Annotated in this window: 12 protein-coding genes; 10 read left to right on the forward strand and 2 right to left on the reverse strand. The window is 60.4% G+C overall.

The window, feature by feature from the left end; all coding sequences use genetic code 11:
- Positions 1-92 precede the first annotated feature (92 nt).
- Entirely contained in the window at positions 93-1217 is a 1125-nt protein-coding gene (locus tag B0E42_RS04080) for a polysaccharide deacetylase family protein (RefSeq protein ID WP_077505780.1), read from the reverse strand.
- Between the two features lie 300 nt (positions 1218-1517).
- Here B0E42_RS04080 and yaaA point away from each other — a divergent pair, with 300 nt between their 5' ends.
- Positions 1518-2297: a peroxide stress protein YaaA gene (yaaA, locus tag B0E42_RS04085; RefSeq protein WP_018606154.1), complete on the forward strand. Its 780-nt coding sequence runs from the start codon at positions 1518-1520 to the stop codon at positions 2295-2297.
- A gap of 84 nt (positions 2298-2381) precedes the next feature.
- Here yaaA and B0E42_RS04090 read toward each other — a convergent pair whose 3' ends face one another.
- On the reverse strand, positions 2382-2636 hold the full coding sequence (locus B0E42_RS04090) for a hypothetical protein (RefSeq protein WP_077505782.1): 255 nt from the start codon (positions 2634-2636) through the stop codon (positions 2382-2384).
- A 472-nt stretch (positions 2637-3108) separates the two neighbouring features.
- On the opposite strand from B0E42_RS04090, the gene B0E42_RS04095 reads away from it, so the two are divergent.
- The 9 genes from B0E42_RS04095 (at position 3109) to B0E42_RS04135 (ending at position 16224) form a co-directional block, all read left to right on the forward strand.
- Positions 3109-4425, forward strand: coding sequence for a nucleotide sugar dehydrogenase (locus B0E42_RS04095; RefSeq protein ID WP_018606151.1), 1317 nt, complete (start codon positions 3109-3111; stop codon positions 4423-4425).
- Positions 4426-4525: 100 nt separating this feature from the next.
- Entirely contained in the window at positions 4526-6007 is a 1482-nt protein-coding gene (gene alg8 / locus B0E42_RS04100) for a mannuronan synthase (RefSeq protein ID WP_018606149.1), read from the forward strand.
- A gap of 35 nt (positions 6008-6042) precedes the next feature.
- Positions 6043-7212 (forward strand): alginate biosynthesis protein Alg44, encoded by a 1170-nt coding sequence (locus B0E42_RS04105; RefSeq protein ID WP_018606147.1) that lies wholly within the window; start codon positions 6043-6045, stop codon positions 7210-7212.
- Positions 7213-7227: 15 nt separating this feature from the next.
- Positions 7228-8712: an alginate biosynthesis TPR repeat lipoprotein AlgK gene (gene algK, locus B0E42_RS04110; RefSeq protein WP_077505784.1), complete on the forward strand. Its 1485-nt coding sequence runs from the start codon at positions 7228-7230 to the stop codon at positions 8710-8712.
- Positions 8709-10208, forward strand: a complete 1500-nt coding sequence (locus B0E42_RS04115) for an alginate export family protein (RefSeq protein ID WP_077505786.1) — start codon at positions 8709-8711, stop codon at positions 10206-10208. The genes algK and B0E42_RS04115 overlap by 4 nt, the downstream gene beginning before the upstream one ends.
- Before the next feature lie 26 nt (positions 10209-10234).
- Entirely contained in the window at positions 10235-11827 is a 1593-nt protein-coding gene (gene algG / locus B0E42_RS04120; protein WP_018606141.1) for a mannuronan 5-epimerase AlgG, read from the forward strand.
- An 11-nt stretch (positions 11828-11838) separates the two neighbouring features.
- The gene (locus B0E42_RS04125; protein WP_018606139.1) at positions 11839-13290 is read left to right on the forward strand and encodes an alginate O-acetyltransferase; all 1452 of its coding nucleotides are present in this window, start codon (positions 11839-11841) and stop codon (positions 13288-13290) included.
- 23 nt (positions 13291-13313) lie between these two features.
- Positions 13314-14438, forward strand: coding sequence for a mannuronate-specific alginate lyase (locus B0E42_RS04130; protein ID WP_033062609.1), 1125 nt, complete (start codon positions 13314-13316; stop codon positions 14436-14438).
- A gap of 220 nt (positions 14439-14658) precedes the next feature.
- Positions 14659-16224 carry an MBOAT family protein gene (locus B0E42_RS04135; protein ID WP_014340044.1) on the forward strand — a complete coding sequence of 522 codons (1566 nt, stop codon included), beginning with the start codon at positions 14659-14661 and terminating at the stop codon, positions 16222-16224.
- Position 16225: the final 1 nt, after the last annotated feature.

Consider the following 16225-nt stretch of genomic DNA (forward strand, 5'->3'; position numbering starts at 1 on the left):
CTGCCATTACGCCGTTAAAGTCGGAAGTCCGGTTGTCATGAATGTGTACCGGTTTTTCCGCCTTCCCCAATGTTTCCGGGCCTTTACAGGTTTCAGCGAAACGCTTCCTGACAGTCTGCCCAACCGATTCCGCTTTGCGCCGTCTGCGTCATGAGCCAGGGCATCGCCGTTTTCACCCCATCCTGCTTGGCATTGAAATTGATCACCCCGTGGCGCCACAGCAGCATCAGGGTCAGCACTCGCTGGGCGCTTTGCTCAGGCTTGAGCCGATTGTTGCTGTCCTGGGAGTCGATGTCCCACAGTGCCACTTGCAAGCCTTGCTGGCGGAAGAACGCTTGCGCATCGCCACGACGCTGGCCTTGGGGCGGACGGAACAGCGGCACGTAATTCTCTGGCAGCTTGCCCTTGACCAGCTCGACACTGCGCCGGACCGAGTCTTGCCAGTCCTGCCAATGGCTGTGGGAACGAAACTCCCAGCCCTGTACACCCACGCACTGTTGCGAATACAACGCCTGCAGGTTGTTGACCGAGCCGTCTTCCAGCCGCGCCTGGATGTCCTTGCCCAGCACGAAGAAGGTGCCGTTCATGTTCGCCTTGCGCAGGTATTCGGTCAGCCACGGGGTATTGTCCGGCACAACGTTGGCGGCGCTGTCGAAGGTCAGCAGGAACAGCCGGTCGTTCATCTCCTCGCCGTTGCGCTCGTAATCGCCGAAACGTGCGATTTCGCTACTGGTTTGCGGAAAAAGCGCAGCTTTACGCAGCAGTTCATCGCGGTATTGGGTATGAAAGATCTGGCTCGGCGCGGCCCACTTGATGTAGTAGGAGTTGTCATCCAGATGGAACCTGCGCGCCTCTTCGCGCAGGGTCGCCATGTCCTCGACCAGGTAACAGAAGGAAGCGTCCTGATCGCAGCTGCGCTGGGCAACGTTGTAGTTGGCCAGCAACCGCTGCCACAGCCGGGCGCGAAGCGCGTCGATCGCAACCATATTGACCGTGCGCAGCCCCAAGTACTGCTTGAGCGCGATTTCGTCCATGGCATCGACGTCCAGCAGGGCTCGGGCGAACATCAGGATCTCGGCCCGCGAGGCGACGTCGAACAGCGTCGGGCTGGTGAGTTGTTCCGGCCAGGTGCTGCGATCCAGGGTGGCGACGTCGTTGGACGCGGCAATGGCGCCCAGGCTCAACAGCCAGGCCGATAACAGAAGGGCGATACGCAAAAGGGATGTCTCCATAACGAAACCCGCGCGGCATCATAGCCGATCCTGGCCCAATACCCTTGTGGTCAGCGGACTTGGGGAGCAGACACCTGTGGGAGCAAAGCTTGCTCGCGATGCAGGCGACAAGGTCCATCTGCAAGATTGCGTCATCGTTCATCGCGAGCAAGCTTTGCTCCCACAGACTTTGCTCCCACAGCTCCCTCGCCACAAAAGCACCACCACCGATCACCTATCACCCCAATAGCTGGAGTCCACCCGGCCAACCCCCTAGAATCGCCGCACCTTAAAGGAGACGACTTCATGCTGATGGTGATTTCCCCCGCCAAGACCCTCGATTACGAAACACCGCCGGCCACCGAGCGCTTTACCCAACCGCAGTACCTGGATCACTCCCAGGAGCTGATCGAACAGTTGCGTGAACTCTCGCCGGCACAGATCAGCGAGCTGATGCACGTCTCCGACAAGATCGGCGGCCTCAATGCCGCGCGATTCGGCAGCTGGACACCGGCATTTACCCAGGCCAACGCCAAGCAGGCGCTGCTGGCCTTCAAGGGCGACGTGTACACAGGCCTCGATGCGCAAAGTTTTGGCGACGCCGATTTCGACTACGCCCAACAGCACCTGCGCATGCTCTCTGGCCTCTATGGCCTGCTGCGCCCATTGGACCTGATGCAACCCTATCGCCTGGAAATGGGCACGAAGCTGGCCAATGCCCGGGGCAAGGACCTTTATGCCTTCTGGGGCACGCGCATCAGCGAATGGCTGAACGAAGCCCTCGCCGACCAGGGCGATGATGTGCTGCTGAACCTGGCTTCCAATGAATACTTCTCGGCGGTCAAGCGCAGCGCACTGAAAGCGCGCGTCATCGATACCGAATTCCGCGACCTGAAAAATGGCCAGTACAAAATCATCAGCTTCTACGCCAAGAAAGCCCGGGGCCTGATGAGTCGTTTCGTGATTCAGGAACGGATCAACGACCCTGCGGCACTCAGCCAATTCGATGTACAGGGCTACCGCTTCAACGCCCAACAGTCGAGCCGGGACAAACTGGTTTTCCTGCGTGATCACGCCCCCGAATAAAGCATGACCTTATACCGCCCCCTGATCGGGGGCTTCGATCATCTGCCTATTTGTCATCTTAGTTCCTCGCCCACTTCGCCAGTTTCATGGCGCCAATAAATCGCACCACTCCTGCGCTAACTTTTCTTTCACTCGACACTCGTCAGTTTTTTGCGTAGTGGCACCGATTTTTTTCATCGGTAGTGGCACAAAACTATCTACCCCTGCTAACTCCCCATTAATAAAGGCCGAAACGGTAAGTGCCATCATATTGAGGTCAGTGCCATCTTCGATAATATTTCGAAAAATTTCGAAAATCGCGATGAGCGGATCGGAACTATGTGAAATTGCATGGCTCATACCATCCGTAACGATTCTCGGCGAGCGTGTACGAGATAACTTACAAAGGACATCGAACGGATTAACCAAGTTGTCACGTCAACTTAGCGAAACGGTCGTCTAATTGGATCCACCCTTAAAAGGATGGGAGATAACGCACCATTGCTATCCCCTACAAGGCCAAGGCTGCGCCCCTATAACGTGCTCACCCGAGCACACAAGCTTCTGATTTTGTGGGCTTTTGCCAGGGATCAGAGGTGAGAGACTTTTTGCACGAGCGTTCTTGACTTACAGGGACTGGCTGCATAACAGGGCAGGTCATAACAACTAGGCCACATTGCGCACAACTTGAGTGCATTTATTTAGACACTCGGAACTTAGTATGCCTGCACACGGCACTGTGGCGCCTGCATTCCACACTTCCGAGTGCTCGATGACCGCTGAACACTATTAACTCCGGCCATTTAATGGCATGAAAACAGAGGTAAATGCGATGCGCATTAGCATATTTGGTTTGGGTTACGTCGGTGCAGTATGTGCCGGTTGCCTGTCTGCACGGGGCCATGATGTAGTTGGCGTAGATGTCGCCAAAGACAAAATCGACATGATCAACGCTGGCAAATCGCCAATCGTTGAACCGGGTCTTGGTGAGCTGTTGGCGCAAGGCATTCAAACAGGCCGACTGCGCGGCACGACCAACTTCGCCGAAGCCATTCGCGATACTGACTTGTCGATGATTTGCGTCGGTACACCGAGCAAAAAGAACGGCGACCTGGAACTGAACTACATCGAGGCCGTGTGCCGCGAGATCGGTTTTGTCCTGCGTGACAAGACCACCCGCCACACCATCGTAGTGCGCAGCACCGTATTGCCGGGCACCGTGGCAAACGTTGTCATCCCGATCCTGGAAGACTGCTCCGGCAAGAAAGCCGGCGTCGATTTCGGTGTCGCAGTGAACCCTGAGTTCCTGCGCGAAAGCACCGCGATCAAAGACTACGATCAACCGCCGATGACCGTTATTGGTGAGTTCGACACCGCCTCCGGTGACGTTCTGCAGTCGCTGTACGAAGAGCTCGATGCGCCGATCATCCGCAAGGACATCGCCGTCGCCGAGATGATCAAGTACACCTGCAACGTGTGGCATGCCACCAAGGTGACCTTCGCCAACGAGATCGGCAACATCGCCAAGGCCGTCGGCGTCGATGGCCGTGAAGTGATGGATGTGGTCTGCCAGGACAAGACTCTGAACCTGTCCCAGTACTACATGCGCCCAGGCTTTGCCTTCGGCGGTTCCTGCCTGCCCAAGGACGTTCGCGCCCTGACCTACCGTGCCGGCTCCCTGGACGTGGAAGCGCCGCTGCTCAACTCGCTGATGCGCAGCAACGAATCCCAGGTGCAGAACGCCTTCGACATCGTTTCCAGCCACGACAAACGCAAAGTCGCCCTGCTGGGCCTGAGCTTCAAGGCCGGTACCGACGACCTGCGTGAAAGCCCGCTGGTAGAGCTGGCGGAAATGCTGATCGGCAAGGGCTTCGACCTGAAGATTTACGACAGCAACGTCGAATACGCCCGTGTCCACGGTGCGAACAAGGACTACATCGAGTCGAAGATTCCTCACGTCTCGTCCTTGCTCAACGCCGACTTCGACTCGGTGATCGACAGCTCCGACATCATCATCCTGGGCAACCGCGACGAGAAGTTCCGCGCGCTGACCGAGAACGTACCGGAAGGCAAGCAGGTCATCGACCTGGTCGGCTTCATGTCCAAGGCCACCTCCGCGAGTGGCCGGACCGAAGGCATCTGCTGGTAAGTCTGTTTGCCGGCCGGGGCACGCCCCGGCCGGCCTTTCGCCTGCCTTAACCCATCGGGCCGCCCACAAGGCCCGCCCGAGATAGAGACGGATGCAGATTATGCACAGGCTAAAGCACGGCCTGCTTCAGGCCGCCGGTTGGCTGTTTTACTTGAGTTTATTGATGGGCATCGCCATGGCGCTGCCCACGTCCACGTTCGACTCCGATTCCAAGGACTTCATCTTCCTGATCGGCGCCGTGGGCATCTGGCGTTACTCCATGGGAGCAACGCATTTCGTGCGCGGCATGATCTTCCTGTACATCGTCTACCCGCACCTGCGCCGCAAGGTACGCAAGCTGGGCAAGGCGGCGGATCCGTCCCACGTGTACCTGATGGTCACCAGCTTCCGGATCGATGCGCTGACCACCGCCCAGGTGTATGGCTCGGTGATTCGCGAGGCCATCGAATGCGGGCTGCCCACCACCGTGGTCTGCTCCATCGTGGAAATGTCCGACGAACTGCTGGTCAAGAGCCTCTGGGCCCGCATGAACCCACCAGCGCGGGTCAAGCTGGACTTCGTGCGTATCCCTGGCACCGGCAAGCGTGACGGCCTGGCCTTCGGTTTCCGCGCCATCTCCCGCCACTTGCCGGACGACCGCGCCGTGGTGGCGGTGATCGACGGCGACACCGTGCTCGCCGAAGGCGTCGTGCGCAAGACCGTGCCGTGGTTCCAGCTGTTCGGCAACGTCGGCGGCCTGACCACCAACGAGTTCTGCGAAGTGCGCGGCGGCTACATCATGAGCGAATGGCACAAACTGCGCTTCGCCCAACGGCACATCAACATGTGCTCCATGGCCTTGTCCAAGCGCGTGCTGACCATGACCGGCCGCATGTCGGTGTTCCGCGCCACCGTGGTCACCAACCCGGACTTCATCGCCGACGTGGAAAGCGACTCGCTGCAACACTGGCGCCTGGGCCGCTTCAAGTTCCTGACCGGCGATGACAAATCGAGCTGGTTCAGCCTGATGCGCCTGGGCTACGACACCTTCTACGTGCCCGATGCGGCGATCAACACCGTCGAGCATCCGCCGGAGAAGAGCTTCATCAAGGCCAGTCGCAAGCTGATGTTCCGCTGGTACGGCAACAACCTGCGGCAGAACTCCCGGGCACTTGGCCTGGGCATGAAGCGTTTGGGTCTGTTCACCTCGGTGGTGCTGTTCGACCAGCGCGTGTCGATGTGGACCTCGCTGCTGGGCCTGACCGTGGCCCTGATCGCCAGCTTCAAGTACGGCACCGCGTTCATCCTGGTGTACCTGCTGTGGATCGGCATCACGCGGTTGCTGCTGACCCTGCTGCTGTCGTGCTCCGGACACCGGATCGGCCCAGCCTACCCGGCGATTCTCTATTACAACCAGATCGTCGGTGCCCTGGTGAAGATCTACGTGTTCTTCCGCCTCGATCAACAGTCCTGGACCCGCCAGCCCACCCACCTGACCCGTGATCTCGCCAGCTTTCAACGTTGGTTCAACACTTGGTCGTCTCGGACCATGACCTTCTCCGCCGGCAGCATTTTTGTCGCCGTGCTGCTGACGATGGTCTGACCGGACTTGAATGAATTAACTAGGAAATCGCCCCTATGAACACCGCCGTGAATGTCAACGTAGTGCATGAATCCGAAGCCCAGCGCCAACACGCCAGGGTCAAAATCCCGGCCAAGCTGCGCTTCTTCGGCCCCGACCGTACGCCGATGGAAGTCAAGGTCCTGGACCTGTCCGCCGGCGGCCTGAGCTTCAACGCCGGCCAGATGCCCCTCAAGACCGGGGAATCCTACAAGGGTCGCCTGCAATTCGTCATCGACAACCTTGGCCTGGCCATGGACGTGGAATTGCAGATCCGTTCCTACGACCGCCAGACCGGCCGCACCGGTTGCCAGTTCCAGAACCTGGAGCCTCGGGACATCTCGACACTGCGTCACATCATCACCTCGCACCTGGCCGGCGACATCGTCGGTGTCGGCGATGTGCTGGCGACCCTGCAGCGCGATAACTTCACCAAGGCCCGCAAGCAGAAAGACGAAAACGGTGGCATGAGCGCCTTCGGTCGCCTGCGCGCCGTGACCTTCAGCCTGGGGATCTTCCTCGTTGGCCTGACGGCGTTCGGTTTCATCTTCAAGTCGGTGTACGGCATGTACTTCGTCAGCCACGCCCAGGCAGGCCTGGTGAACGTACCGGGCATGGCCATCACCATGCCGCGTGACGGCACCGTGCAGAGCCTGGTCAAGGCCGACGGCGTGGCCGCCAAGGGCGCCCCGCTGGCGACCTTCAGCACCAGCATGCTCGACGTGCTCAAGGGTCACCTGGACGACAACCAGTTGCAGCCGGCCAAGGTCGAGGAACTGTTCGGCAAGCAGATGACCGGCACCCTGACGTCTCCGTGCGACTGCATCGTGACCCAGCAGTTGGTGTCCGATGGTCAGTACGCCAGCAAGGGCGACGTGATCTTCCAACTGGTCCCACGGGGCACCGAAGCCAACGTCGAAGCGCGTTTCTCCTATCGCCAGTTCGGCGACGTGCGCCCAGGCACTGCGGTCAGCTTCCAGGTCGCCGGCGAAGACACCACCCGTACCGGCAAGATCGTCAGCAGCACCAGCCTGAAAAGTGCTGACCTGTCCTCCGATATCCGTGTCCTGATCCAGCCTGACGAACCCCTGGACAGCTCGCTGGCCGGCCGTCCGGTAGAAGTCACCAGCGACCGTGGCCCGAACCTGAACTGGCTGATCGACAAAGCCATGGCCGTCGGTATTTAAGTCGAGGATATGCCCGTGACCATTATAAAAATCCTGAACAGCCCACAGACCCTGTGGGAGCGAGCTTGCTCGCGAAAGGATCCACGCGGTCAGGATGAGATGCCGCTAACTCGTTCCCATATGGGAACACTGTGCGCCCTGGCATTGGCCGTCAGCCTGGCCGGTTGCGCCGGCCTGCCCGATCAACGCCTGGCCAACGAAGCCCTCAAGCGCGGCGACACGGCGCTGGCGCAGCAGAACTATCAGCAACTGGCAGACTTGGGCTACAGCGAAGCCCAAGTCGGCCTGGCCGACATCCAGGTGGACAGCCACGACCCCGAGCAGATGAAAAAAGCCGAGGCGACTTACCGCGCCGCGGCCGATATCTCGCCACGGGCCCAGGCTCGCCTGGGTCGCCTGCTGGTGGCCAAGCCCGGTTCCACCGAAGCGGAAAAACACGAAGCCGAAGGCCTGTTGAAGAAAGCCTTCGCCAATGGTGAAGGCAACACCCTGATCCCGCTGGCGATGCTGTACCTGCAATATCCCCACAGCTTCCCGAACGTCAACGCCCAGCAGCAGATCAGCCAATGGCGCAGCGCCGGCTACCCGGAAGCGGGCCTGGCGCAGATTCTGCTCTACCGCACCCAGGGTACCTACGACCAGCACCTGGACGAAGTCGAGAAGGTCTGCAAGGCCGCGCTGGCGACCACCGACATCTGCTACGTCGAACTGGCCACGGTCTATCAGAAACGCGGCCAACCGGAACAGCAGGCCGCGTTGCTCAAGCAGATGCAGGATGGCCACGCCCGTGGCGTCGTGTCCGCCCAGCGCGTGGACAGCGTCGCCCGTGTCCTGGCCGATGCCAGCCTGGGCAAGCCCGATGAAAAGACCGCCCAGTCGTTGCTCGAAGGCATCGCCCCGGGCTACCCCGCTGCCTGGGTCAGCCTTGCGCAACTGCTCTACGACTTCCCGGAACTGGGTGACGTCGACAAGATGATGCAGTACCTGGAAAACGGCCGCGCCGCCGACCAGTCGCGTGCCGAACTGTTGCTGGGCAAGCTTTACTACGAAGGCAAGTGGGTCCCGGCCGATGCCAAGGTCGCCGAGGCGCATTTCCAGAAAGCCGTTGGCCGCGAAGTGGCCGCCGACTACTACCTCGGCCAGATCTATCGCCGCGGTTACCTGGGCCAGGTCTACTCGCAAAAAGCCCTGGACCACCTGCTCAAGGCCGCCCGCAACGGCCAGAACAGCGCCGACTACGCCATTGCCCAGCTGTTCTCCCAGGGCAAGGGCACCAAGCCCAACCCGGTCAACGCCTATGTGTTCAGCCAGTTGGCCAAGGCGCAGAACACCCCGCAAGCCACCGAGCTTGCCCAGACCCTCGAAGCACAATTACCGCCGCAGCAACTTGCACAAGCGCAACGCCTGCTACAACAAGAGCAGGCCATTCGCGGCTCGATGAGCCCCCATACGCTGGAACTGCAAGCCCTAAAAGAAGATGACGGCGAGGAACCTCTATGAAGCTTTTGAAGCTCAATCCTTTTGTGCAGGCTGGTATTGGCCTGTCGTTTGCCCTGTTGTGGTCCAGCCCGAGCCTGGCGGCCCTGACTGACACCAAGAATTTCGGCCTGGAAGTGAAAATCACTGGCCAGTCCGAAGACGACCGCGACCTCGGCACCCAGAGCGGTGGCGACGTCAACGGTGTCGGCCTGGACCTGCGTCCCTGGGTCTACGGTGAAAGCGAAAGCGGCGCCTGGAGCGCCTACGCCATGGCCCAGGCCGTGACGTCCAGCGACATCATCGAGACCGACACCCTGCAACAGTCCGATGACAGCACCCAGCAAACCGACAGCGGCGATCGCGAAGCCAAGAAAAGCTACCTGGCCATGCGCGAGTTCTGGATCGGCTACCGTGGCCTGACCCCCTACCCGGGCGAGCAATTGAAGTTCGGTCGCCAGCGCCTGCGCAATGACGACGGCCAATGGCGCGACACCAACATCGAAGCCCTGAACTGGACCTTCGACACCACCTTGCTGCGGGCCAACCTCGGCGTGGCCGAACGGTTCAGCGAATACCGCACCGACCTCAAGGAATTGTCCCCCCAGGACAAGGACCGCCTGCACGTCTTTGGCGACGTGGGCTACCAGTGGATGCCAGGCCAGTGGGCCGGGATCCGTGCCCACCACTCCCATGACAATGGCAGCCTCGATTACCCGACCCCGGGCGAAGCCACCGACACCCTGGACAAGACCGAGAACGGTGACTTGACCTGGCTGGGCCTGGAAGCCAACAGCGACGCCTACAACTGGCGCAACACCAACACGGTCAACTACTGGGCCAGCCTCACCGGCATGACCGGCGACCGTGACACCGTCAACCCGCTCAACGCCGACGGCACGCGCCCAACAGAAGCCAAGCACAGCGATGACGTGGACGGCTGGGCCACTGATTTGGGTATCCGCCTGCGCCTGGACCCGCAATGGCAAGTCGGTGCGGCCTATGCCCGCGCCAGCGAGGACTACGAACAGAACGGCCTGCAAAGCAACCGCTCGAACTTCACCGGCACGCGCTCGCGGGTCCATCGTTTCGGCGAAGCGTTCCGTGGCGAAATGGCCAACACCCAGAGCGCCAGCCTGTTCGGTTCCTGGCAGTTGCGTGACGAATACGACGCCAGCCTTGTGTACCACAAGTTCTGGCGCGTGGACGGCAACAAGCCGGTGGGCAGCAACGGCATCAACGCTGTGGAAAACAACACCGACGACGTGACCGGCGCGATCCTGTCCACCTCGTCCCTGCCACTGCGCGACGGTAACAAGGACCTGGGCCAGGAAGTCGACCTGGTCGTCACCAAGTACTTCAAGCAAGGCCTGCTGCCGGCCGCGCTGAGTCAGTCCATTGATGAGCCGTCGGCGCTGGTGCGCTTTCGTGGCGGCGTGTTCAAGCCAGGCGACGCTTACGGCAAAGAGGTCGATTCGTACATGCATCGCGCCTTTGTCGACGTGATCTGGCGCTTCTGATGCAAATGGCCATGGGAGTGCCCGATATGAACCGCTACCTCAGGAACAGCCAGGCGATGAAAGGTTCGATCAGCCTGTTGGTCGCAGCGATGCTGCTGGCCGGCTCGCCGGCGTTCGCCAACGTTGAGCCGGTGGTCAAGCCGGGCAACGTGGTCAAGGGACTGCAACAGGCCAAGACCTACACCGTCAGCAGCGCGCCGACCGCACCACTGGAGCTGGCCACGCCGACCCTGCCCGACCTCTCCGGCTACACCGCCGAAGCGGTCGCGGCAAAAATCGTGCGAACCAAGCCCGGCAAGGTCAGCGTGCGTCGGATGATGCAGGAAAACGCCTTGAAGGACTTCATCGGCGGCGACAACAAGATGGCCGAGTGGGTCGTGCGTCAGCACGGTATCCCACAGGCCATCTTCGTCGACGATGGCTACATGAACCTCAAGGACCTGGTCAAGAAGGTGCCCAAGCAGTACCTCAGCGAAACCTCGCCAGGCGTGTTCCTGGCCAGGATTCCAATTGTGGTCGGCGAGAAAGGCATCCTGGAAATCGACAAGCAGACCCAGGAATTGCGCCTGTCCCAAGAGGGCGGCGCGTTCCTGGTCAACGATGGCCGGATGTTCATCCGCGACACCAAGGTCACCGGCTGGCGCGAAAAGGAAAACGGCCCTGCCACGTTCCGCTCGCCCAAGGAATTCCGTCCGTTCCTGCTGTCCTGGGGCGGCACCGAGACCTACATCGTCAACACCAAGATGGCGAGTTTCGGCTACGCCAACAGTAAGTCGTACGGGGTCAGTATTTCCCAGTACACGCCGAACATGGCCAAGGTCCTCAAGCGCCCGGAACCGACCGGCTGGATCATCGGTTCCGAGTTCTCGGACATGTGGTACGGCTTCTACTGCTATGAAACCAACGACTTCGTGGTCAAGGGCAATACCTACAAAGACAACATCGTCTACGGCATCGACCCCCATGACCGTTCCCATCGGCTGATCATTGCCGACAACACGGTCTACGGGACCAAGAAGAAGCACGGGATCATTATTTCCCGTGAGGTCAACGACAGCTTCATTTTCAACAACCGCAGCTATGACAACAAACTCTCGGGCCTGGTGATCGACCGTAACAGCGTGAACAACCTGATCGCCTACAACGAGATCTACAAGAACCACACCGACGGCATCACGCTCTACGAGAGTGGTGACAACCTGCTGTGGGGCAACAAAGTGATCAGCAACCGCCGCCACGGCATCCGCATTCGTAACAGCGTGAACATCCGCCTCTACGAAAACGTGTCCATGGCCAACGGCCTGACCGGTCTCTACGGCCACATCAAAGACCTGTCCGACACCGACCGGGACATCAAGCTCGACCCGTTCGACGCCCAGGTCTCGCTGATCGTGGTCGGCGGCGAACTGGCTGCCAACGGCAGTGGCCCGCTGTCCATCGATTCGCCGTTAAGCGTCGAGCTGTACCGCGTGTCCATGCTCGCACCGACCAAATCCAGCGGCATCAGCTTTTCGGGAATCCTCGGCGAGCGCCAGGATGAAATTCTCGACCTGCTGGTGCGCCAGCAGAAAGCCGTGCTGATCGACCCTGTCGAACGCCAGACCGAAATGCGGGACTGAGGATGACCTTTATGAACCCACAGATGATCAAACTCCTGGGCCTGTCCGCCCTGACTGCCGGCATTCTCGCCGCTGCAAGCGGCGCGCGCGCCGATGAAATCAAGGCACCGAGCTTCACCGCCGAACCGTGCTGCAACCTGTGCCCTGCGGCCCATGACGCAAAGAACTACACCTCGCGCTACCAGCAGAACTTCACCACGCTGGTACAGGCCCAAGGCGACTGGCTGTTCCGGACCCAGGAAGACCTGCGTACCGAATTCAACACCACCCCAGCCGGCTACAAGCGCATGCAGCAGTTGCACGATGCGTTCAAGGCAAAAGGCGTCGAGCTGGTGATCGTCTACCAGCCGACCCGGGGCCTGGTGAACCGCAACAAGCTCAATCCGCAGGAGAAGGCCAGCTTCAACTTTGACAAGGCCCTGACCAACTACAAATCCATGCTCGGCCGTTTCGCCCAGATGGGTTACGTGGTGCCAGACCTGTCGCCGCTGACCAACGAAAACCTGCCCGAAACCCTGCCGGCCCACGATTTCTATTTCCGTGGCGACCAGCACTGGACGCCGTATGGCGCCCAGCGCACGGCCAAGATCGTCGCCGAGAAGGTCAAGCAGATCCCGGCCTTCGCCGACATTCCCAAGCGTGAGTTCGAGACCAAGAAGTCCGGCCGCATGGGCAAGACCGGCACCCTGCACAACATGGCCGGGCAACTGTGCGGCACCAGCTATGCGATCCAGTACATGGACCAGTTCACCACCGAGCCCAAGGGCGAGGCTGGCGACGGCGACCTGTTCAGCGATTCCGGCAACCCGCAGATCACCCTCGTGGGCACCAGTCACAGTGGCAAGAACTACAACTTTGCCGGGTTCCTGGAAGAGTCCATCGGTGCCGACATCCTCAACGTCGCCTTCCCTGGCGGCGGTCTGGAAGGCGCGATGATCCAGTACCTGGGCAGCGAAGAGTTCCAGAAGAGCCCGCCGAAAATCCTCATCTGGGAATTCTCGCCGCTGTATCGCCTGGACCAGGAAACCACCTATCGCCAGATGATGGCGCTGCTGGACAACAACGGTTGCGAAGGCAAGCCGGCGCTCATGAGCAGCAAGACCGCGCTCAAGCCGGGCAAGAACGAATTGATGGTCAATAGCAAGAACATGGATCTGCGTAACGGCAGCCACCAGGTCGACATCCGCTTCGCCGATACCTCGGTGAAAACCTTGCAAGCCACCCTCTGGTACATGAATGGGCGCCACGAGGATATCAAGATCGAAAAACCGGATACCTCCGACACCGACGGACGTTTCGCCTTCCAATTGCGCACCGACGAGGACTGGGCTTCGCAGACCCTGCTGGCCGTTGAAGTCCAGGGCCCTGAAGCCGGTAAAGAACCACAGCAAATCGAAGCGAAAGTCTGCAAACGCAACGCATCTCCGCAAGCCGGGCAACAAACGGCTCAAATCGGACAATGAGGTCTCGTCTCATGACCAGAACCATGCGCACCCGAACGTTGAAAACGCTGCTGGCGCCCTCCCTGCTGACCCTGGCGATGTTCGCCGGGGCCACGCAGGCGGCGGCCCCGCTGCGTCCGCCACAGGGTTACTTCGCACCGATCGAGAAGGTCAAGACCGGCGAAGCCGCCCAAGGTTGCGACGCCACGCCGACGCCCTACACCGGCTCCCTGCAATTTCGCAGCAAGTACGAGGGCTCCGACAAGGCCCGTTCGACCCTGAACGTGCAATCGGAAAAAGCCTTTCGTGACAGCACCGCCGACATCACCAAGATCGAGCGTGGCGTCAGCAAGCAAGTGATGCAATTCATGCGTGACGGCCGTCCCGAACAATTGGAATGCACCCTCAACTGGCTGACCGCGTGGGCCCAGGCCGATGCGCTGATGTCCAAGGACTTCAACCACACCGGCAAGTCCATGCGTAAATGGGCGCTGGGCAGCATGGCGTCGGCCTATGTGCGCCTGAAGTTTTCCGAGTCCCGCCCACTGGCCAATCACCCGGAGCAGGCGCAACTGATCGAAGGCTGGTTCAGCCGGATGGCCGATCAGGTGGTCAGCGACTGGGACAACCTGCCGCTGGACAAGACCAACAACCATTCCTACTGGGCCGCCTGGTCGGTGATGGCCACGTCCGTGGCAACCAACCGCCGCGACCTGTTCGACTGGGCCGTCAAGGAATACAAGGTCGGCGTCAACCAAGTTGATGCCGACGGTTTCCTGCCCAACGAACTCAAGCGCAAGCAACGCGCCCTGTCCTACCACAACTATGCCCTGCCGCCACTGGCGATGATCGCCAGTTTCGCCCAGGTCAACGGTGTGGACCTGCGCCAGGAAAACAACGGCGCCCTCAAGCGACTGGGTGACCGGGTGCTGGCCGGGGTGAAAGACCCGGACATCTTCGAAGAAAAGAACGGCGATGAGCAGGACATGAAAGACCTGAAGGTCGACTCGAAATTCGCCTGGCTCGAACCGTTCTGCAGCCTCTACACCTGCTCCGAGGATGTGCTGGAGCGCAAGCATGAAATGCAACCGTTCAAGACCTTCCGCCTCGGCGGGGATTTGACCCGGGTGTATGACCCTTCGCGGGAGAAAGGCGAAAAAGGAAGCTGATGTCATATCCCTTGCCTGGCAAGGGACCTGTGGGAGCAAGGCTTGCCCGCGATAGCCATGACGCGGGGGCACTGAATGGACCGCGTCATCGTTCATCGCGGGCAAGCCTTGCTCCCACAGTAATCACGGCGACTGATATGCAATAAGACCTCCCGGTTTTCATGGGGGGGTTTGGGGGGGCTCTGGCCCTTGACTGTTGATTCAACATGGAGAGATCGGGATGGTATTTTCATCCAATGTGTTCCTGTTTCTGTTCTTGCCGATCTTTCTCGGCTTGTACTACTTGAGCGGGCAACGCTATCGCAACCTGCTGCTGCTGATCGCCAGCTATGTGTTCTATGCCTGGTGGCGGGTGGACTTCCTGGCGCTGTTCGCCGGCGTCACCCTGTGGAACTACTGGATCGGCCTGAAAGTCGGCGCCGCCGGTGTGCGCACCAAACCGGCCCAGCGCTGGCTGTTGCTCGGCGTGGGCGTGGATTTGGCCATCCTGGGCTATTTCAAGTACGCCAACTTCGGCGTGGACAGCCTCAACGCCATCATCACCGGCTTCGGTCTCAACCCGTTCATCCTGACCCACGTGCTGTTGCCGATCGGGATCTCGTTCTACATCTTCGAGTCCATCAGCTACATCATCGACGTCTACCGCGGTGACACCCCGGCGACCCGCAACCTGATCGACTTCGCCGCGTTCGTGGCCATTTTCCCGCACCTGATCGCCGGCCCCGTGTTGCGTTTCCGCGACCTGGCCGACCAGTTCAACAACCGTACCCACACGCTGGACAAGTTCTCCGAAGGCTGCACCCGCTTCATGCAGGGCTTCATCAAGAAAGTGTTCATCGCCGACACCCTGGCGGTGGTGGCCGACCATTGCTTCGCCTTGCAGAACCCGACCACGGGCGATGCCTGGCTCGGCGCGCTGGCCTACACCGCGCAGCTGTACTTCGACTTCTCCGGCTACAGCGACATGGCCATCGGCCTGGGCCTGATGATGGGTTTCCGTTTCATGGAAAACTTCAAGCAGCCCTACATCAGCCAGTCGATCACCGAGTTCTGGCGCCGCTGGCACATCAGCCTGTCCACCTGGCTGCGCGACTACCTCTACATCACCCTGGGCGGTAACCGCAAAGGCACGCTGATGACCTATCGCAACCTGTTCCTGACCATGCTGCTCGGTGGTCTGTGGCACGGTGCGAACATCACCTACGTGATCTGGGGTGCCTGGCACGGCATGTGGCTGGCCATCGAAAAAGCGGTGGGCATCAACACCACGCCACGCAGCATCAACCCGATCCGCTGGGCGCTGACTTTCCTGCTGGTGGTGATGGGCTGGGTGATTTTCCGGGCCGAGAACCTGCACGTGGCCGGTCGCATGTACGGCGCCATGTTCAGCTTCGGCGACTGGTCGCTGTCGGAACTGACCCGTGCCAACCTCACCGGCCTGCAGATCGCCACGCTGGCGGTGGCCTACGCCACCCTCGCCTTCTTCGGCCTGCGGGACTTCTACACCAACCGTCCGCCAGTCAAGACAAAACCTGAAGTGACCACCGAGGCCGATGGTCCGGCCACTGCACAACCGGGTCTGATCAAAGCCGCGCCGGGCGAAAATCCGACGAATATCCATGAACCTGGCTACACCGTTGGCGTCGAAGCCCAGGTGCAACCGGCCTACTGGACCGTGGACTGGTCACGCTACGTGATGCGCACCCTGGTGCTGCTGCTGTTCATCGCCTCGATTCTCAAACTCTCGGCGCAAAGCTTCTCGCCGTTCCTTTACTTCCAGTTCTGAG

The sequence above is a fragment of the Pseudomonas sp. A25(2017) genome, assembly GCF_002001065.1.
GTDB classification, from domain to species: domain Bacteria; phylum Pseudomonadota; class Gammaproteobacteria; order Pseudomonadales; family Pseudomonadaceae; genus Aquipseudomonas; species Aquipseudomonas kilonensis.